The organism is Allomuricauda sp. TY007, from assembly GCF_010468565.1.
Lineage (GTDB): Bacteria > Bacteroidota > Bacteroidia > Flavobacteriales > Flavobacteriaceae > Flagellimonas.
Genome location: NZ_WUEG01000004.1, coordinates 222135 through 240480, shown reverse-complemented (window position 1 = coordinate 240480; position 18346 = coordinate 222135). Strand labels below are relative to the sequence as shown.

Annotated in this window: 18 protein-coding genes and 2 tRNA genes; 9 read left to right on the top strand and 11 right to left on the bottom strand. The window is 40.8% G+C overall.

Going from position 1 to position 18346, the window contains the following annotated elements; genetic code table 11:
• Positions 1–5: 5 nt before the first annotated feature.
• From GO009_RS05975 to GO009_RS05965, 3 genes are read right to left on the bottom strand one after another with little or no spacing between them, the layout of a single operon-like run.
• A complete protein-coding gene (locus tag GO009_RS05975) occupies positions 6–683 on the bottom strand; it encodes a hypothetical protein (RefSeq protein WP_163625304.1) in 678 nt (225 codons plus the stop codon).
• Positions 676–900: a hypothetical protein gene (locus GO009_RS05970; protein WP_163625303.1), complete on the bottom strand. Its 225-nt coding sequence runs from the start codon at positions 898–900 to the stop codon at positions 676–678. Before GO009_RS05970 ends, GO009_RS05975 begins: the two co-directional genes overlap by 8 nt.
• A gap of 4 nt (positions 901–904) precedes the next feature.
• Positions 905–1183 carry a helix-turn-helix domain-containing protein gene (locus GO009_RS05965; RefSeq protein WP_163625302.1) on the bottom strand — a complete coding sequence of 93 codons (279 nt, stop codon included), beginning with the start codon at positions 1181–1183 and terminating at the stop codon, positions 905–907.
• A 141-nt stretch (positions 1184–1324) separates the two neighbouring features.
• Here GO009_RS05965 and GO009_RS05960 point away from each other — a divergent pair, with 141 nt between their 5' ends.
• Genes GO009_RS05960 through GO009_RS05950 form a run of 3 tightly spaced genes read left to right on the top strand, consistent with a single transcriptional unit; the run spans position 1325 to position 3179 of the window.
• Positions 1325–1651, top strand: coding sequence for an SH3 beta-barrel fold-containing protein (locus GO009_RS05960; RefSeq protein ID WP_163625301.1), 327 nt, complete (start codon positions 1325–1327; stop codon positions 1649–1651).
• Between the two features lie 17 nt (positions 1652–1668).
• Positions 1669–1929, top strand: a complete 261-nt coding sequence (locus GO009_RS05955; protein ID WP_163625300.1) for a hypothetical protein — start codon at positions 1669–1671, stop codon at positions 1927–1929.
• Between the two features lie 23 nt (positions 1930–1952).
• Entirely contained in the window at positions 1953–3179 is a 1227-nt protein-coding gene (locus tag GO009_RS05950; protein ID WP_163625299.1) for a tyrosine-type recombinase/integrase, read from the top strand.
• Positions 3180–3321: 142 nt separating this feature from the next.
• Here the strand turns inward: GO009_RS05950 and GO009_RS05945 are convergent.
• The 4 genes from GO009_RS05945 to mutS all read right to left on the bottom strand — a co-directional run bounded on the left by GO009_RS05945 (position 3322) and on the right by mutS (position 6547).
• Positions 3322–3407 (bottom strand) — tRNA-Leu (locus GO009_RS05945).
• Positions 3408–3447: 40 nt separating this feature from the next.
• Positions 3448–3699, bottom strand: coding sequence for a GIY-YIG nuclease family protein (locus GO009_RS05940; protein WP_163625298.1), 252 nt, complete (start codon positions 3697–3699; stop codon positions 3448–3450).
• A 117-nt stretch (positions 3700–3816) separates the two neighbouring features.
• Positions 3817–3889 (bottom strand) — tRNA-Gly (locus GO009_RS05935).
• A gap of 75 nt (positions 3890–3964) precedes the next feature.
• On the bottom strand, positions 3965–6547 hold the full coding sequence (gene mutS / locus GO009_RS05930; RefSeq protein WP_163625455.1) for a DNA mismatch repair protein MutS: 2583 nt from the start codon (positions 6545–6547) through the stop codon (positions 3965–3967).
• 281 nt (positions 6548–6828) lie between these two features.
• On the opposite strand from mutS, the gene GO009_RS05925 reads away from it, so the two are divergent.
• Entirely contained in the window at positions 6829–7362 is a 534-nt protein-coding gene (locus GO009_RS05925; protein ID WP_163625297.1) for an RNA methyltransferase, read from the top strand.
• Positions 7363–7482: 120 nt separating this feature from the next.
• Here the strand turns inward: GO009_RS05925 and folK are convergent, their stop codons facing one another.
• Entirely contained in the window at positions 7483–8628 is a 1146-nt protein-coding gene (gene folK / locus GO009_RS05920) for a 2-amino-4-hydroxy-6-hydroxymethyldihydropteridine diphosphokinase (protein WP_163625296.1), read from the bottom strand.
• A gap of 69 nt (positions 8629–8697) precedes the next feature.
• On the opposite strand from folK, the gene sppA reads away from it, so the two are divergent.
• The 3 genes from sppA to GO009_RS05905 are packed head-to-tail and all read left to right on the top strand — an operon-like array spanning position 8698 to position 13947.
• The gene (sppA, locus tag GO009_RS05915; protein WP_163625295.1) at positions 8698–10458 is read left to right on the top strand and encodes a signal peptide peptidase SppA; all 1761 of its coding nucleotides are present in this window, start codon (positions 8698–8700) and stop codon (positions 10456–10458) included.
• A 40-nt stretch (positions 10459–10498) separates the two neighbouring features.
• Complete coding sequence (locus tag GO009_RS05910; RefSeq protein WP_163625294.1) at positions 10499–11206, top strand: queuosine precursor transporter; 708 nt, start codon at positions 10499–10501, stop codon at positions 11204–11206.
• 35 nt (positions 11207–11241) lie between these two features.
• Positions 11242–13947, top strand: coding sequence for an AsmA family protein (locus GO009_RS05905; RefSeq protein WP_163625293.1), 2706 nt, complete (start codon positions 11242–11244; stop codon positions 13945–13947).
• Positions 13948–14087: 140 nt separating this feature from the next.
• Here the strand turns inward: GO009_RS05905 and GO009_RS05900 are convergent, their stop codons facing one another.
• The 3 genes from GO009_RS05900 to GO009_RS05890 all read right to left on the bottom strand — a co-directional run bounded on the left by GO009_RS05900 (position 14088) and on the right by GO009_RS05890 (position 16015).
• Complete coding sequence (locus GO009_RS05900) at positions 14088–14855, bottom strand: DUF6090 family protein (RefSeq protein WP_163625292.1); 768 nt, start codon at positions 14853–14855, stop codon at positions 14088–14090.
• A gap of 36 nt (positions 14856–14891) precedes the next feature.
• Positions 14892–15119, bottom strand: a complete 228-nt coding sequence (locus GO009_RS05895) for a hypothetical protein (RefSeq protein ID WP_163625291.1) — start codon at positions 15117–15119, stop codon at positions 14892–14894.
• Between the two features lie 101 nt (positions 15120–15220).
• Positions 15221–16015, bottom strand: a complete 795-nt coding sequence (locus GO009_RS05890; RefSeq protein WP_163625290.1) for a DUF2797 domain-containing protein — start codon at positions 16013–16015, stop codon at positions 15221–15223.
• Between the two features lie 98 nt (positions 16016–16113).
• Between GO009_RS05890 and GO009_RS05885 the strand changes: the two genes are divergently transcribed.
• Together GO009_RS05885 and GO009_RS05880 are read left to right on the top strand one after the other, a co-directional pair.
• Positions 16114–17628 (top strand): GH3 auxin-responsive promoter family protein, encoded by a 1515-nt coding sequence (locus tag GO009_RS05885; RefSeq protein WP_163625289.1) that lies wholly within the window; start codon positions 16114–16116, stop codon positions 17626–17628.
• 174 nt (positions 17629–17802) lie between these two features.
• Complete coding sequence (locus tag GO009_RS05880; RefSeq protein ID WP_163625288.1) at positions 17803–18345, top strand: hypothetical protein; 543 nt, start codon at positions 17803–17805, stop codon at positions 18343–18345.
• Position 18346 lies beyond the last annotated feature (1 nt).

Below are 18346 nucleotides of genomic sequence, written 5' to 3'. Positions count from 1 at the left end.
TTAGATTAGTTGACAATGCCATATTTGTATAGAGTGATTCCATCATCTGTGATGCGAAATATTTTACCCTCTTGAAATGCAATGCTACATGAAGATAGGAGCGTAAATTCATAACTGTAAAAGTTAATCTCCTCCAGCCAAGGGTCTATTTTCATTACAAAATCATAATACCATCTGCCACCTTCGCCCATGGCCTCTAGGATCTTCAACCCTCGTACTGTAATGGAGTCCAATATTTCCAGTAGATGACTCAATTTTTCAAAAGTAATATTTCCATTGATGTATGACCTGAAAAGATTGCCCATTATCTTAGATTTGATGGTTCGATTGAATCTTTCATTGTGAAGCAATATCAGCTCTAGTACTTGAATCCGAAATTTTGGATTTTGATCAAATCTCCTTTTGAATCCTGACAGTTTTTGATTTGAAACATTTCCTTTGTGAAACTCACTGAGAAAAGTCAACAAGTTCCGGATATGGTTCCTTTTATTGAACTCTTTCCCAACATTGTAGAAAGCAGTTGCTGTTTTCACAATGGGGATTTGTGACAAAAGTTCGTTTTCAATAATGAGATCCAGCCCTACTTCGGTGAAATCCTTTGACAGGTCCAAATTGGTTTTAAAAATTTCGGATTCGACCTCATCAATCAATGAACGGTTGTCGGAATGCGCTAGGTTATCCATCCCCTTTTCTTTTCATCGCTCTTTTCTTTCTGTTCCTTATCTGGCTATTCCTGAGCACACCCATAACAATCTCGGTGGCCTGGGCATCGGTCATTATCGGCTTTCTTTTCGGTGGAACGGTGACTTCCGCTTTCCTGACCCCGAGCATGGCGTAGAGTCTTTCTCTCTCCTCTTCTGGAAGGGCGTTGATGATTGGCAAAATGTTTTCGGCTGTCATGTGGCTATTGTTTGTCGATGAGGTTTTTCAATTCATCCATAGATGATATTTTGTGAATTACGTTTTGGTATTGAACAAATCCAAATGGTTCACTATCTCCTGCCTTACTTGAAAACAAATCTTTAACCTCAACATCTAAGGCATCCGCAATTTTTTGCATGGTTTCAAGTGTAGGATTCCCATTGATTAATTTGCTCAACCCGACAGGGGACATCTTCAGTTTTTCGGCAAGTTCAATTTGGGTCCTGCCCTTTTCCTTTAAAATTTCCTTTACTCGTATCATATTATTGGTTTTTGACAAAAATAAACATTAATGTTTAATTAAAGGCAATATTATTATACCTAAAAGTTAAATTTAATTTGGATAATATTATATTTATGTGTTATATTTGAACCATAGAATTAAACATAAAAGTATAATAAAATGAAGTCAACCACTAATTTCCGCAGTAAAGTATTCAAAAGAGCGCATGAGATAGCTAAGAGAACCAACAAAGGATTTGCCGTATGTCTAAGTAAAGCCTGGGCATTGTACCGTCTGGCCAAGGCCATGACCAAAAAAGATGAGGTTTGCTTTACCTACGAGAAAAAAGACGGATCGCTAAGGCGTGCCCATGGTACCTTAAAGGATGTTGGCCGCTTTATCAAGGGAACCGGGAGAACCTCATCGGGCGTGTTCCATTATTGGGACCTTGAAGCGGTAGCGTTTCGCTGCTTTAGAGTGGAAAACCTTGTGGCTGTATTCAATTAAAATCAAAACTGAAGAAAATGAAAAATTTGAGAACACTAAGAAGAAAAGTTAACCCGGTCAAAATATCCAGAACTATAAAGATGGTAAGAGTTACCGAAAATGTAAGTCCGATGGCTTATTATCCTCCACATACTCACTTTCCCATAGATAGTAATACCGAAGAAGCTGTTTTACAGTCATTCAGATCATGGGCGTACTTGGGTGATACGGAAAAGCTCTTGAGCGAATTGAATGGATTAAGGGAGAACCTAATCATTGTTGAGAAAGAGATTGGTTAAATTTATCAAATCACCCATTTTCAATGTCTAGCAAGAACAGTGAACACTTTTTTAAACAAATAAAGGCTGGTAAACCTTATTCCACTGGAATTTTCAAGGGGTATACTGGTCCATGGTCCAAATTGACCAAAAGCCAAAAGGAAAAGGCCCTTTCCCAAAGATGGTACGTGAGATGGGCCTTTAGGAACCCAGAAACAGGAAAACTGAAGAGACAACGGAATATTTATGGGGGAGCCAATCGCTTTGCCACCCACAAGGAAAGACTGCAAGTGTTAAGACTCATTGAGGAAAAACTCATTTACCTTTTGAGTAAAGGTTTCAATCCTTACAATGAAGATATAGAACAGGAAGAGGCCCATACCGTATCATCGGCCATAGACGCGGCAATGGAGGTGAAGCGGCTGCACATGAAGCCTGAAAGCTTCACCCGGTTCAAAAGCGACATCAACAAGTTTAAAAAATATCTTTACTCTAAAGGATATCGGGACCGTTTTATTGAATCCGTTACAAAAAAGACCGTTAACAATTATCTCAATGAATGTCTGGAGACGGTGAGCGCAAGAAGTAGGAACAATTACCGAACCAATATATCCACCCTTTGGCAGTGCATGGAAGATGAGGGGATTGTTGAACGCAACTTTGTAAAGTCCATAAAGATGATAAAGTCCGTGCCGAAAAGAAACAGAACTTGGTCAAACCAACAGGTTCAACAGCTCTTTGAACACCTTGAAAAAAACGACCCTAGATTGTTGCTGGTCATTGAACTTGTAAGTTATAATTTTTTGAGGCCAAAGGAAGTGATGAGATTGACCGTTGGCAGTTTTAATTTAAAGGAAAAAACATTGTCAGTGGAAGTGAAGGGGGGACGTGTGCGAACCAAACTGATTCCCGATGTGATGATGGAACGGTTGCCGCACATGGAAGGTCTGGACAATGATATCCACTTGATAGGCCAAAACGGAATTTTGGAAAAATGGGACATAACGGCAGAGTCAAAGAGGGGGCGCATCTCCAGGGACTTTAGAAAGGTAAAGGATATGTTCGGTATAGGCGAGGATTTCGGCATTTATTCATTCAGACACACCTTTATAACGAAGCTCTACAGAAAACTAAGGGAATCTCTATCTCCTTTTGAGGTGAAGAGCAAACTGATGAACATTACTGGGCATGAGACTATGGCCGCACTTGAAAAATACTTGAGGTCGATAGATGCTGAATTGCCTGAAGATTATTCGGATATGCTCAAATGAACCGCCATGGCCTGATTAGACAATGTCTATTCCAAATAAGAAATTAATGACTGATTAGCCCCACTTTTTCAATTTGTTGTCTAATAGTTGTCTAGATAAAAACAAATAACCCTGAAAATCAATTGATTAACAGGGTTAAAAGTACTCGAGGCGGGACTTGAACCCGCACGGGCAATAATGCCCACAGGATTTTAAGTCCGGCGTGTCTACCAATTCCACCACTCGAGCTTGACTGCCGTAGGCATGGCAGGACTTAGTTTTCAATATTTTAATTTTTCTGGCGTTGAATTAAATCCTTCAAGAATTCTTTTCCATACCCAGATTTCAATTTTTTCTCTTCTGCCCTGGCTTCTAACCTCGTTTTAAACTCTTTTCTAAAAATTAAAACAAATGGTCTGTAAGGCCTTGTCGTTTTATTTTTACCTGAGTTATGTTCCCTTATCCTTCTTTCAATGTCAGAAGTGATTCCGACGTAAATATAGTTTCTTTTTAAACTATTTAAAGCATATGTGTAAAACATAACACCGTTTTCAGCATCTCTGTCTACCAACCTGCCTGCCGGCAGGTTCCACCACTCGAGCAGGACTTGTATCTAAAAAAAAACTCCACCCGTGGTGACTGAGCGGAGTCGAAGTCGAGCGAAAAACGGGATTCGAACCCGCGACCTCCACCTTGGCAAGGTGATGCTCTACCAACTGAGCTATTTTCGCATTTTAATGAACTCTGCACTTTTCCCAAGCGCGGATGCAAATTTATAATATTTCTATTAAAATAAAAGAATTTTTTTAGGAAGAAGCCTTTTTCTTTTTTCCCAATAGTCGTTTGATCTCGTTGAGCTTCATTAAAGCTTCCACAGGTGTCAGTGTATCAATGTCCAAGTGCAATATTTCTTCTTTAATCTCTTCCAACAGTGGGTCGTCCAAATTGAAAAAGCTGAGCTGCATCTCGCTCTGGGATGCTTGCAGTTTATCCGTCATCTCTTCGCTGGAGTGCGATTTTTCCAGTTTTTTAAGGATTTTGTTCGCTTTTTGAATCACCTGTTGGGGCATGCCCGCCATTTTTGCCACATGGATTCCAAAACTGTGTTCACTTCCACCAGGCACCAATTTTCGAAGAAAAAGTACATTGTCCTCCAATTCCTTTACAGAAACGTTATAGTTTTTGATACGGCCAAAGGTATTGGTCATGTCATTGAGTTCGTGATAGTGTGTAGCGAACAATGTCTTTGCCTTGGCAGGGTGTTCGTGCAGATATTCCGAAATGGCCCAAGCAATGGAGATTCCATCATAAGTGCTTGTTCCGCGACCAATCTCGTCCAAAAGCACCAAACTGCGTTCCGATAGATTGTTCAAAATGGAGGCGGTCTCGTTCATTTCCACCATAAAGGTCGATTCACCCATCGAAATATTATCGCTGGCCCCAACCCTTGTGAATATTTTGTCCACAACACCCAGATTGGCTTCCGTGGCAGGGACAAAACTTCCCATTTGTGCCAATAAAACAATAAGGGCGGTTTGCCGTAACAAAGCCGATTTACCACTCATGTTAGGGCCGGTAATCATAATAATCTGTTGTTCTTCACGATTAAGAAGTACATCGTTGGTCACATAGGCATCCCCAATGGGCAATTGCTTTTCAATAACGGGGTGCCTACCTTCCTTAATATCAATGTCAGTGGTATCGTTCACTGAAGGTTCCACATAATTATTCTCCTTAGCCAGTTGGGCAAATCCGCAAAGGCAATCCAGTTGGGCAATCAAGTTGGCGTTCAGTTGAACAGGAGCAATGTATTCCTGCATCCAGACCAACAATTGTTCAAAAAGCTGCTGTTCCAGTTGGTAAATTCGTTCTTCGGCCCCCAGGATTTTGGATTCGTACTCCTTTAGTTCCTCTGTAATGTATCGCTCTGCATTGACCAAGGTCTGTTTTCTTATCCAAGTGTCAGGAACTTTGTCCTTATGGGTGTTTCGAACCTCAATATAATAGCCAAACACATTGTTGGAAGCGATTTTCAAGGAGGTAATGCCCGTTTCCTTGGTTTCACGTTCCAGCATTTTGTCCAGATAATCCTTGCTGGAATAAGCAAGTCCACGCAATTCGTCCAATTCTTCGGAATAGCCTTCTGCAATGGTGTTGCCTTTGGCAATGTTCACAGGAGCTTCCTCGTTGAGCACTTCTTTTATCTTGGAACGGAGTGCATCACAATCGTTTAAGCGGTCTCCAATATTTTTTAATGAATCGTTGGTACTGTTTTCGGCCAATTGCTTGATGGGAACAACTGCTTCTAGTGAATTTTTAAGTTGAACCACCTCCTTGGGATTGATCTTCCCTGTGGCCAATTTAGATATCAAGCGTTCCAAATCCCCCATTTGTTTAATGTAAGCCTGAATTTTGTCAAGCTGTTCGTCTTCACTTTTTAAATGGGACACAACTTGATGCCGTTGCTTGATTTTTTCCACATTTTTTAAAGGAAGAGCCAACCATCTTTTCAATAGTCGCCCGCCCATTGGAGAAATGGTTTTGTCGATAATATCCAACAAGGTCACCGCATTCTGGTGCGAGGAATGATAGAGTTCCAGATTTCTGATGGTAAAGCGGTCCATCCAAACATATTCCTCCTCCGCAATACGTTGTATTTTATTGATGTGCTGTAATCGGCTATGCTGGGTTTCGGACAGATAGTGCAATACCGCACCCGAGGCGATAATGCCATGGTTGAGATGGTCGATGCCAAAACCCTTTAGGGTTTTAGTGCCAAAATGATTGTTCAGGCTCTCCTCGGCATAATCCTCCTGAAAAATCCAATCCTCTAAAAAGAAACTGTGGAATTGGTTACCGAAGCACTCCACAAAATCCTTTTTATGGCTTTTGGATACCAAGACTTCGTTCGGTGAAAAATTTTGAAGCAGTTTGTCCACCTGTTCCACCGACCCCTCGGAGGTGAGGTATTCCCCTGTGGAAATATCCAAAAAGGAAACCCCTAACTTGTTGCGTCCAAAATGCACCGCACATAAAAAATTGTTGCTCTTGGCAGAAAGGATATCGTCATTTAACGCAACTCCGGGAGTAACCAGTTCGGTAACCCCTCGTTTTACAATGCTTTTCGTTTGTTTTGGATCTTCCAATTGGTCGCAAATGGCCACCCGCTGTCCGGCTTTCACCAATTTCGGTAAATAGGTGTTCAGGGAATGGTGCGGAAAACCTGCTAATTCGGTCTTGTCGCCGCCATTGTTCCGGTGCGTAAGGATAATGCCCAATATTTTGGCGGCCTTTACCGCATCTTCTCCAAAGGTCTCGTAAAAATCGCCAACGCGGAACAACAACAAGGCATCAGGGTGTTTTACCTTAATGGCATTGTACTGTTGCATCAACGGGGTTACTTTCTTATTCTTTTTCTTGGCTGCCAAAGCGATTTAATTCTGTTATTTTTGCCCTGTTCGGGTAGAGGTTTATTAAAAGACTCAATGTCACATCGAGCGCAGTCGAGATGTTTTTGTTGACCTTTCGACTGCGCTCAAGGTGACAAAAAGCCATTGCTAAGAGTTTTGTCAAATAAACACCTTAACGTCTAAATGTTGTTAAAACGAATATATTGTTTTCATAACCCATCAAAAATTTTTGTTGATATTTTTGCCCCAATGTTTAAAAAATGAGTCGAAAACTGGAAAATAGTGAGCTGGACCGATTGGATGTGACTGGTTTTAAGGAGGCGAAAAAATCTCCTATCATCATCATTTTGGATAATGTCCGTAGCTTGAACAATATTGGTTCTGTCTTCCGTACTGCTGATGCTTTTTTGGTTCAGAAGATTTATCTCTGCGGAATTACAGCGACTCCACCCCATAAAGACATCCGAAAAACAGCATTGGGCGCTACCGAAAGTGTTGATTGGGAATATCGAAAAGATACTTTGGAATTGGTAGAGGAATTAAAGCAAAAGGGGGTTCAAATAGTATCTGTTGAACAGGCAGAAAATGCAATTATGTTGAATGATTTCCAAGTTGATTCAGAAAAAACTATCGCCTTGATCTTCGGAAACGAGGTCAAAGGGGTCTCCCAGGAAGTAGTATCTGCCAGCGATACAGTTTTGGAGATTCCGCAGTTTGGGACCAAGCATTCTTTGAATATCTCGGTTAGTACTGGTGTTGTGGTCTGGGATATCTGGTCCAAGCAAAATCCCTAAAATAAAAAAAGCCCTGCAAAACAGGGCCATATATAAAGTCTGAGTTAGTTAGTTTCTCGTATTGAGGCTGCTAATAAAATAAAACCATTCGTTATATCCAAACATTTTCCAAAAATTCTCTTAAATGTTTGATGAAAGTATATTGTCTTCCAGCTTTTCTAATATGAATTCGTAATCGGCCGGATTGCTAACAAAATCCAGTTCTCCCATATCCACGATAATGGTGTTTTGACTCGGATGACTTTTAATAAAATCCAGATACCCCTTATTGATTTTCTCTAAATATGCCGGGTCAATGTTCTGTTCATAATCACGCCCCCTTTTTTTGATATTGGCCAACAACCGTTCGGTACTTTGATAGAGATAGAGGTAAATCTCCGGTTTTCTTACCTCTTTGTACATAAAATTAAAAACCTTTCGGTATAGGTTGTACTCCTCTTTTTGCAAGGTGACCTTGGCAAATATGAGCGACTTGAAGATATCGTAATCGCTGACCATAAAATTTTTGAAGAGATCAAATTGTGAGGTATCCTCCATAAACTGTTGGTAACGATCTGCCAAAAAGGACATTTCCAAAGGAAATGCATAGCGTGCTTGGTCTTCATAAAATTTGGGAAGAAAGGGGTTGTCCGCAAAGCGCTCCAACACCAACTTGGCATTAAAATCGTTGGCAATCATTTTGGAAAGCGTGGTTTTCCCGGCACCAATGTTTCCTTCAATGGCAATCAATTGCAATTGGGAAAAAAGCCCCGACCGATCTTTAAAAAGCTTGTGCTTGGTTTTGGTGAGCCGGCTCTTGTCCCTGCACTCCTGTAAAAGATTACGGGTGTCCTTGTACAGCACAGGATGGTAAAATTGTGGTGCTATATCTCCCAAAGGCTTCAAAACAAAGTTTCTGTGCTGCATTTGCGGATGTGGAATCACCAAATCATCATTATTTATTACCTCCGATCCAAAATAAATAATATCGATATCCAAAGTTCGCGAACTATACCCGCCTTCTACGGAACGGATTCTGCCGAACTCTTTTTCAATCTGCAACAAAACATTTAGTAATTCCTCAGGGTTTAAAGGGGTCAATAGCGATATAACAATATTTAGGAATTGATCGCCCTCGAAACCAATTGCCGGATTTTCATAAACCGAAGAAATATCCAGGACCTTGCCTGCTTTTTGCTGGATACGAAAAATGGCTTTTTGGAGGTTCGCACGGCGATTCCCCAAATTGCTTCCCAACGAAAGATATACCTTTTGCTTTCTGCCCATAATCGAAGAAACAAAGTAAACAAAACAATACTACAATGGTTATATTTGAGGCGTATTAAATTTTATTGAATGAAGTTTTTAAGAAACCTATTGGCCTCAATTTTGGGGAGCTTGGTAGCATTTGGAATATTGATGGGGATGTTCTTCATCTTTTTGGCCCTAATGGGAAGTATGGACGATGGTGTTGTGGTGAAAAAGAACTCTGTACTGGAGCTCAGTTTTGTGGGTCCTATTTTGGATTATACAGGAAAGGATGAGACCGACCCCTTTGCTGCCTTTGGTGGTGAAGAACTCGGTTTGGATGAAATACTGCACGCCATTAAAGTCGCCAAAAACGATGACAATATCGAAGGTATTAGCATTACTACCGGTTATTTACTGGCAGGTGTGGCCCAAACCCGCGAAATAAGAAAAGCACTGTTGGATTTTAAGTCGAGCGGAAAATTTGTAATGGCCCATTCCGATGTGTATGCACAGCGGGATTATTACTTGGCCAGTGCAGCCGATGAGGTATACATTAACCCTGTTGGTGTTTTGGATTTTAAGGGACTGGCCACCGAAGTACTTTTTTATAAAGAGCTTCAGGAAAAGTCCGGGATAAAGATGGAAGTCATCCGCCACGGAAAGTACAAAAGTGCTGTGGAACCCTTTCTTTCCGATACCATGAGCGAAGAAAACCGTACCCAAATCAAAGAATTGATTACTTCTATTTGGAGTGTTATCGTGGACGATATTTCGGAATCTCGAAACATTACGCCCCAAAACTTGAACATCATTGCCGATACCCTTGGAGGAAGAACACCAGAGTATGCGGTAACTTCGGGACTCTTGGATGGAGCCTTGCATTACGATGAGTACGAGGGGCTGCTCAAGGAAAAAATGAAGGTATCGGAAGATGACGAACTAAACTATGTGGGGTTTAAGGATTATGTGCAGAAAGCCAACAAAAAGAGCATAAGAACAGGGGCGGACAAGATAGCCGTTATCTATGCCCAAGGAGAGATTCTGGGTGGAGAAGGTGGAAAAGATTACATAGGACAAGACCTTATTGTGGATGCTTTGCATAAAGCAGTGGAGAATGAGCGTGTAAAGGCCATTGTACTGCGTGTAAATTCGCCTGGAGGCAGTGCCTTGGTCTCAGATATTATTTGGAGGGAAATGCAGTTGGCCAAAAAAGAAAAGCCTTTGGTGGTTTCCTTTGGAAATGTAGCGGCTTCCGGTGGGTATTATATCGGCGTGGGAGGCGATAAGATTTTTGCCGAACCTACTACGATTACAGGATCTATAGGTGTTTTTGGTACCATTCCCAACGTTCACGGGCTAGCAAAAAATATGGGGATAAATGCGGAGCAAGTGGGCACCAATAAAAACTCTGTAGATTATTCCTTTTTTGAACCCATGACCGATTCCTTCCGCAATGTTATGCAAGAAAGTATTGAGGAAACCTACGATACCTTTTTGGACCGCGTATCCAAAGGCCGAAATATGCCTGTGGAACGCGTAAACGAAATCGCCCAAGGCAGGGTTTGGAGCGGGGTAGATGCCCAAGCATTGGGTCTGGTGGATGAGCTCGGCAACTTGGACGATGCTATTGCCGCCGCCGCCGATATGGCCGGCTTAAAAGATTATGGCGTCCGTAAATACCCCAAATACAAATCGGATTTTGAGCGGTTTATGGAAGATTTTGGGTCGGTAAAGACCAAATTGGGAGAATCCATCATTCAAGAGGAAATAGGTACGGAAGCCTACGAAATTTTGAAGGAATTTAATCAATTTACCAAACAAGAAGGTATCCAGGCCAAGATGCCGTTCAGTCTAAAAATTAAATAATTGAGACCAATGGTTCCGAAGCGGAGCTTTTAAACAATATATGACGCAAAAGGACAAGAAGTTAGCATTTTCCATATATCTGTATCTAGGAGCATTGTTCATTACCTCTTTGGTGGTGTCCAACCTTATCTTCCAAAAGTTTTTCTCTTGGAGTCCCTTTGGGGATGTTACCGTTTTTGGAGCGCCGCTTTTTGAACTTTCGGTGGGAATTTTACCTTATCCCATCACTTTTTTGATTACCGATTTGGTCTCCGAGATTTACGGGCAAAAAAAAGCCAATCAGGTGGTAACTGCAGGTATTTTTGCTTCGATTTTCTCCATGGGCATTATTTTGTTGGCCAATTATTCCGTCTCCATCCCTACATCACCTGTGAATGATGCCACATTTACCACGGTGTTCGGATTATCTCCTTTGGGCGTATTGGCATCAATGCTGGCCTATTTGGGAGCTCAATATATAGATATCACCATCTATCATTTTTGGAAAAGAGTGACCAATGGTAGAATGCTCTGGCTCAGGAACAATTTTTCTACATTTTCCTCTCAATTCATAGATACCTTTACCGTGGTTGGCCTCTTGTGCATTTTTGGGGTATTGCCCTGGGACAAATTTTATGGATTGTTGATCAGTGGTGTGATTTTTAAAATAATGATTGCCCTCCTCGACACCCCTTTGCTCTATTTTTTCGTATATCTAATGCGAAAAAGATTTAACTTAAAAATAGGAGAGGAAATTTCTTTGGATTGAGTCTTCTCCTTTAATTTGTTGTAAAACATACAAGTATGAAGAAAAATGTCCTAAAAATTACCGCAATAACCCTACTTGTCCTACTAGCAATTATCATTGCCGTACCCTTGCTTCTTCAAGGTAAGATTGAAGAGATTATCAAAACCAAAGCCAACAATAGCATAAATGCGACCTTGGATTTCGAAAAGGCAGACCTTAGCCTTCTCAGAAGTTTCCCAAATGCGAATGTTGCACTAACCAATCTGTCGTTGGTGAACAAAGCCCCTTTTGAGGGCGATACCTTGTTCTCCTCTTCGGAGATCGAGTTGGCCATGTCCATAAAAGAATTGTTTAAGTCTGCAGATGAGCCGATTGTTATTAAAACGCTGAATATTGACGGCGCTAAATTGCACATAAAGGCAGATACAGAAGGCAACGCAAACTACGATATTGCCAAAGAAAGTGAAGAAACAGCTTCAACAACTTCTGAAGAATCCAGCAATAATTTTACGCTGAACATGGATTCCTACGCCATCACCAATTCGGAAATTATTTATGAAGATTTGGCCAGCGGAATGTTGTTGGACATTTCTGAGATGAACCATTCGGGAACGGGCGACCTTTCCTTGGAAAAATCAGAATTAAAAACCCTTACCGATGCTTTGGTGTCTTTTGAAATGGATAGTACCCAATACTTGAACAAGAACAAGATCAATCTTGATGCCTTAATCGGTATCGACTTGAGCGAGAACAAATACACTTTTTTGGAGAACAAAGCACTGGTGAACCAACTACCCTTGGTTTTTGATGGTTTTGTGAAAGTAAACGATGATAATCAAGAAGTGGACATCACGTTTAAAACACCATCGTCTGACTTCAAAAACTTTTTGGCGGTGATACCCGAAGCCTACGCCTCAAATATTGAAAACGTACAGACCACTGGAAATTTTGAGGTGAACGGAGAATTTAAAGGTGTGGTGGATGATGAACATATCCCAACCTTCAAAATTGCGATCAACTCGGAAAATGCATCGTTCAAATATCCAGATTTGCCCAAATCGGTGCGCAATGTGTATATCGATACCGAAATCAACAACGAAACTGGAATCACCGAGGACACTTATGTGAACATTAACAGGCTATCCTTTCTTATCGACGAAGATAAATTCAACTTGAACGCCAAAATTAAGGAGTTGATGGGTAATACCAAGGTAAATGCCCACATGGACGGAAGCATCAACTTGGCGAATATTTCCCAAGCTTATCCCGTGCCAGACGATTATAACCTCAAAGGAATTTTGAATGCCGATGTTACAACGGCCTTTGATATGGCCTCTTTGGAGAAAAAACAATATCAGAATACCAAGACCAGCGGAAAGGCATCCGTTTCAGGCTTTGAATATGCTTCGGAAGAGCTGAAGAATCCAGTGGCCATCAATACCGCTGCGGTTACTTTTAACCCCAATACGGTAACCCTTAATTCTTTTAAAGGAAAAACAGGAAGTACGGATTTTGATGCCAAAGGCACCTTGACCAATCTGTTGGGTTTTATGTTCAACAATGAAAATATTGAGGGAAACTTTACACTGGCTTCCAATAAGTTTGCCCTGAACGATTTTATGGTCGAGGAAACTGAAGCGGTGGAAACGGAAGGTTCAGAAGAAGAAAAATCGGCCCCAACGGGGGAGGAATGCATCAAAATACCCTCGTTTTTGGATTGTACCATCGAAGCTGCTGCCAATACGGTGGTGTACGATAACCTTAACCTGAAAAATGTAAAGGGAACCTTGGTCATCAAAGATGAGACGGCCACGGTAAAAAACCTTACTTCGGAATTGTTCGGGGGCACATTGGGCTTGTCCGGTTCCGTATCTACCAAACAAGAGGCCTCAACATTTGATATGAGTCTTGGAATGAACAATTTCAACATTGGAGAATCTTTTGCAGGATTGGAGCTTTTTAAAGTTTTGACTCCTTTGGCCAGTGCAATAAATGGAAAGCTCAATTCGGACATAAAAATATCGGGTAACTTACAAGATGATTTTACGCCAAACTTGGCCACCATTTCGGGCAACCTTTTGGCAGAACTCCTAAATCCAACTGTAGACACGCAAAAAGCGCCATTGGTCTCTGCATTGGATAGCAAACTTAGTTTTTTAAACACCAAGGAAATTAATTTGGACGGGCTTAAAACTGCTTTGAGTTTTGACAATGGTTCGGTTAAAGTGAAACCCTTTACCTTAAATTACAAGGATATTGCCATTGATGTAAATGGAAGCCACTCGTTCGACAAGCAAATGAATTATTCGGCCACTTTGAACGTACCTGCCAAATATTTGGGTGCCGAGGTAACTAAACTGATTGCCCAATTGAACGATGATAGCCTAGGAGAGGTCACTGTACCCGTAACGGCAAATATTGGGGGTAATTTTGCGAGCCCTTCCGTAAGCACCGATTTAACGTCGAGCGTGAAAACGTTGACATCTAAGTTGGTGGAAATGCAAAAACAGAAATTAATAGGTCAGGGTAAGGAAAAAGCCAAAGATCTATTGTCCGATGTCTTTAAAAAAGATGAATCCGATACCACCAAGACCAAAAACGATGGTGTTAAAGAAACCATTGGCAATATTCTGAGCGGTGGTAAAAAGGATACAACTACAACAGATAGTACAAAGGCCAAAAAGGGTGATGAAGTAAAAGATGCAGCCAAATCTATTTTGGGTGGACTGCTCAAGAAAAAGAAAAAGGATACGGTGAATTAAAAGAAGGAGGCTGTCTAAAAAGTCGGTTTTCGTCAACCTGAACTTGTTTCAGGTTCTCATAATGATTTGTTTATCAATATGATGGGATTCTGAAATAAATTCAGAATGACGCATTTCAATACTTTTTAGACAGCCTCTTTTTATTGGTTGATCTCGTTGTCGATGGTTTTCAGAATCTCAACTATACTTTGCATCAATGGGTTGTAATGCACTGTTTCCGTTTTGATACTGGTCAGTATGAACATGAGCATATTGTTCTCAAACTCTTTCGACTTTAGCAGGTTACGGTTGCTTGTTCGGTCCGAACTAGCGGGAATCCCCAATTCATCAGAAACCCCTGTTAGGTCATATAGTGTTTTAATGCTGTTTTCTTCGCTGCGGAACATATCGAGTATATTGTCCCGCTCATTGGCCAGCATCATTTCTTGTTTGGATATGTCCTCAATGTTGGAAATCCAATTGCTCAAAAGGATACGCAGGCGTGGATTGGCGATATCTTTTAAACTTCCCGAATTGATCATTTCCATCAAGAGGGAATTGTTGGGATTGAACGAAATATCGAAGGCCAAGGCATTATACAGCAAATTGGCGAGCTCTTGCTCATTGGGTAGGTTCTCCGGGTCAACCATATAGGCTAAAATTTTCTTGGAATCCTCATAGCTTTGTTTGTTAAAAGAAATAAGTTCTTTTAATTTGATTTGGCTGGTTTTGAACTCATCCCGAAGCCCTATAAGATAGATTTGTTCCTTCTCCCTTTTTATGCTAAGCTCGTTGGCATTGTTTATGGCAAGGGCGATAAGGATACCGATCACCACCAATACAATCTCTCCTAAGGCATATAGGATGTAATTGCGGACTTTTTTTTCGGCAATGGATTTCTTTCGTATTCTCCTAAAAACTTTGAGCATGGGATTAGATGCTTTGGCTAAATTCCATCGATTGATTTAGTTTGGCCTGTCCTTCATTTTTTCCAAAAAGTTCACCATTTCCCTGAGGCTGTTCTGCAGTTCATCGTAGCCCATTACGTCCCCAATGGACATAATATCGAGTAGGTTTTCTTTGGTTTTGGTTTTTAGGGATTGTTCCAAAAAATCCATGGAATCTTTGACCTCTTGCGATGGATTATTGATTCGCTTGAGCATTTTCAGGGTCTGTAGTACTTCTTTAAGCATTTTTGTTTATTAATGAGAGCGTTTAAATTAAAAAATCTTTATCAAAGTCAAATAATGACCAACAAAAGTTGTGTAAAGTCCAGAGGTTTATCGTTGAAACATTAGTTAAAGTTTATCCCCACAAAATATCCTTCACTTCCGCGGACATTGAATACGGTATTGTCCTCAAAAATAAGGTACTGTCCTTTGATGCCTTTGAGAACGCCTTTGTAGCTCGGGGTTTTGTCCAGATTAAGACTTTTAACCTTATCAGGGTATTGCAATACAGGAAACTCGAGATTGGTTTCTTCTCGATCATCCAAAAAATAATCAATGGCCTCCTTGGGAATGCTTGCCTTTAATTTATTGCGCCACGCTACCAAATCTACATCTTCAATATCATTTTTGAGCATTTTTTGCCAGCTGGTCTTGTCGCTCACATGGTCTTTGAGGGCAACTTCGGTAATGCCTGCCAAATAACGGTTGGGAACCTCTACGATTTCTATGGCCTCATGCGCTCCTTGGTCTATCCAACGTGTAGGAACTTGTGATTTACGGGTAACCCCAACTTTAATGTTACTGGAATTGGCCAAATACACAATATGGGGCTGTAGCTGCATTTTTTTTTCAAACTCAAGGTCTCGGTCCTCCTTGTCCAAATGGGCCGTACTCAGTTCGGGTTTCATGATCCAGTCGCCGGCACGGGGCGTTTCAAAAAAACAGGATTTGCAAAACCCCTGCCGATAAATAGGTTTGTCCTCACCACAATTTAAGCATTGAAATTTGATAAAATCAATCTGAAGTTCCCTGTTCAACCCTTGATTCATGTTGATAAAGTCGTTCTCAAAAACCAAAAAATATTGAATGGGACTTCCGATTTCCGTTCGCATCTTCCTCAGTACTCCTTCGTATAGCATATTAAAATGAATGTATTTATCTTATTTGAAAATGAGTGTTAGAAAAGCTATTTTAGCGGTTGGACCAACCTTAGTTTCTTTGGTTAAAGATACCTAAAATGCCAATACCATTATTCAACTCCATTGCTTCTTGGTTATTGAGAAAGCGCTACCATCAAATAGAGCTTTTTTTAAAGTATCCTTTGGATGTTCAGAATGAGGTGCTGCACCAGCTTTTGGACTTTTCCAAAGATACGATGATCGGCAAACAATATGGGTTTCAAGACCTTCCCAAGTATGATGAATTCCGAAACAGGGTACCTATTGTAACCTACGAAGATGTTGCCCCGCTTATTGAGCGTACACGTAGGGGCGAGCAGAACCTGTTTTGGCCAACTTCCATTAAATGGTTTGCCAAAAGCAGCGGGACTACCAATGCAAAGAGCAAGTTTATACCCGTAAGTACCGAGGCCCTGGAAGATTGCCATTACAAATCCAGCAAGGATTTGCTGTGCCTATACCTTAACAACAATGAAAACTCTCAATTATTTACAGGGAAAAGTTTAAGGTTGGGCGGCAGCAAGGAACTTTACGAGGATAACGGGACTTTTTTTGGCGATCTCTCTGCCATATTGATCGATAATATGCCCCTTTGGGCGGAATACAGTAGTACGCCGAGCAACAAGGTTTCCCTTATGACCGAATGGGAATCCAAACTGGAGGCCATTATCGAGGAAAGCATCCGTGAGAACGTAACCAGTTTGGTCGGCGTGCCGTCTTGGATGTTGGTATTGCTCAATCAGGTTTTGGAGAAAACCGGGAAAAACCACTTGTTCGAGATTTGGGAAAATTTGGAGGTGTATTTTCACGGAGGGGTAAGTTTTACGCCATATAAGAACCAGTATAAAAAACTCTTGCCCAGAAAAAGGTTCAATTATTACGAAACCTATAACGCATCCGAAGGGTTCTTCGGTATTCAGGATCAAAACAACTCCGATGAGCTTTTGCTGATGTTGGACTATGGGATTTTCTACGAGTTTATCCCGATGGATTCCAATGTGGAAGGGGAGCGGGCCATTCCACTTTGGGATGTTCAACTGGGCGTTAATTATGCCATGGTCATCACAACCAATGCAGGTTTATGGCGATATAAAATTGGTGACACCATACGATTTACTTCTAAAAATCCCTATCGAATCAAGATTACTGGACGTACCAAGCACCATATCAATGTGTTTGGCGAAGAGCTGATTATTGAAAATGCAGAGGAAGCCTTAAAGCAGGTTTGTTTAAAGACAGCGGCAGAGATAGTGGATTATACCGCCGCCCCTATTTTTATGACGGGCAAGGAAAAAGGCGCACATGAGTGGATGATAGAATTTAGAAAACCACCGGAGAGTATTGCGTATTTTACCGAAATGCTGGACAATGCCCTTAAATCCCTGAACTCGGACTACGAGGCAAAACGTTATAACAATATCACTTTAAAGATGCCCAAAGTGCATGTAGCGCGTAAGAATTTGTTCCATCAGTGGCTCAAGTCCCAGAACAAGCTAGGTGGCCAACACAAGATTCCAAGATTGTCCAACGAGAGGAACTGTATCGAGGAACTTCTTCAAATGAATATCCAATAGGGGTAGATTATCGTAAAAAATCGACATTCATCTGAGGTTTACGAAAACGTTTTCGTAAATTTGAACCGTTCACCGTAAAATTATTTCTTTTGAACAAATAAAAGAGGATTTGCAGCGTTTATTGATGAAATTCCCCCTATCAAATCTTTTGTAAACACAAAAACCATTAAAATCATGGCAGAAGAAAAACTTGTTATAATTTCAGACAAATGGGGGTCCAAAAAGGGACTTTGGATAGCCTCTTATTTTGGTTACCTTCAACAGTACTACGATATTGTTTATTATGATTGCCAACAATTGGGCAATATTGATGTTTCTATATCATCAGAAGAGAATATAGACAGAGCTTTTAAAGAAAATGGAATTAAAATGGCGGTCTCCAGCCTTATCAAAAAGGAAACCCAACCAGCGCATTATTTAGCTTTTGGTATGGGAGCAACGGTTATTTACAAAGCTTCGTTAATGGGCTTGCCAACAAAAACAATTACCGCTATTTCTGCTATTGGAATTGAAACAGAAGAACAAGCAGCACCTACCGATGTGCAATTAATTTACGGAGAGTGTGATAAATCCAAGCCTGGGTTAAAGTGGGCCAAAAGTGTTGGTGCCAATCTTAAGATTGTTCCAAATTTTGGGCACACCCTTTATTCTGATGAGAAAATTATCTCGGAGATTAGTTTGGAACTATTGGAGAATGTTACTAAAAAAGCAGTCTAAA

Bases quoted from the DNA above. Each gene is read 5' to 3' on its own strand.
- mutS (WP_163625455.1), bottom strand. From the start codon at position 6,547: ATGCAACAGTACAATGCCATTAAGGTAAAACACCCTGATGCCTTGTTG.
- GO009_RS05890 (WP_163625290.1), bottom strand. From the start codon at position 16,015: ATGCTATACGAAGGAGTACTGAGGAAGATGCGAACGGAAATCGGAAGT.
- GO009_RS05975 (WP_163625304.1), bottom strand. From the start codon at position 683: ATGGATAACCTAGCGCATTCCGACAACCGTTCATTGATTGATGAGGTC.
- sppA (WP_163625295.1), top strand. From the start codon at position 8,698: ATGAAGTTTTTAAGAAACCTATTGGCCTCAATTTTGGGGAGCTTGGTA.
- GO009_RS05960 (WP_163625301.1), top strand. From the start codon at position 1,325: ATGAAGTCAACCACTAATTTCCGCAGTAAAGTATTCAAAAGAGCGCAT.
- GO009_RS05925 (WP_163625297.1), top strand. From the start codon at position 6,829: ATGAGTCGAAAACTGGAAAATAGTGAGCTGGACCGATTGGATGTGACT.
- GO009_RS05940 (WP_163625298.1), bottom strand. From the start codon at position 3,699: ATGTTTTACACATATGCTTTAAATAGTTTAAAAAGAAACTATATTTAC.
- GO009_RS05895 (WP_163625291.1), bottom strand. From the start codon at position 15,119: ATGCTTAAAGAAGTACTACAGACCCTGAAAATGCTCAAGCGAATCAAT.
- GO009_RS05905 (WP_163625293.1), top strand. From the start codon at position 11,242: ATGAAGAAAAATGTCCTAAAAATTACCGCAATAACCCTACTTGTCCTA.
- GO009_RS05950 (WP_163625299.1), top strand. From the start codon at position 1,953: ATGTCTAGCAAGAACAGTGAACACTTTTTTAAACAAATAAAGGCTGGT.
- GO009_RS05970 (WP_163625303.1), bottom strand. From the start codon at position 900: ATGACAGCCGAAAACATTTTGCCAATCATCAACGCCCTTCCAGAAGAG.
- folK (WP_163625296.1), bottom strand. From the start codon at position 8,628: ATGGGCAGAAAGCAAAAGGTATATCTTTCGTTGGGAAGCAATTTGGGG.
- GO009_RS05880 (WP_163625288.1), top strand. From the start codon at position 17,803: ATGGCAGAAGAAAAACTTGTTATAATTTCAGACAAATGGGGGTCCAAA.
- GO009_RS05955 (WP_163625300.1), top strand. From the start codon at position 1,669: ATGAAAAATTTGAGAACACTAAGAAGAAAAGTTAACCCGGTCAAAATA.
- GO009_RS05910 (WP_163625294.1), top strand. From the start codon at position 10,499: ATGACGCAAAAGGACAAGAAGTTAGCATTTTCCATATATCTGTATCTA.
- GO009_RS05900 (WP_163625292.1), bottom strand. From the start codon at position 14,855: ATGCTCAAAGTTTTTAGGAGAATACGAAAGAAATCCATTGCCGAAAAA.
- GO009_RS05885 (WP_163625289.1), top strand. From the start codon at position 16,114: ATGCCAATACCATTATTCAACTCCATTGCTTCTTGGTTATTGAGAAAG.
- GO009_RS05965 (WP_163625302.1), bottom strand. From the start codon at position 1,183: ATGATACGAGTAAAGGAAATTTTAAAGGAAAAGGGCAGGACCCAAATT.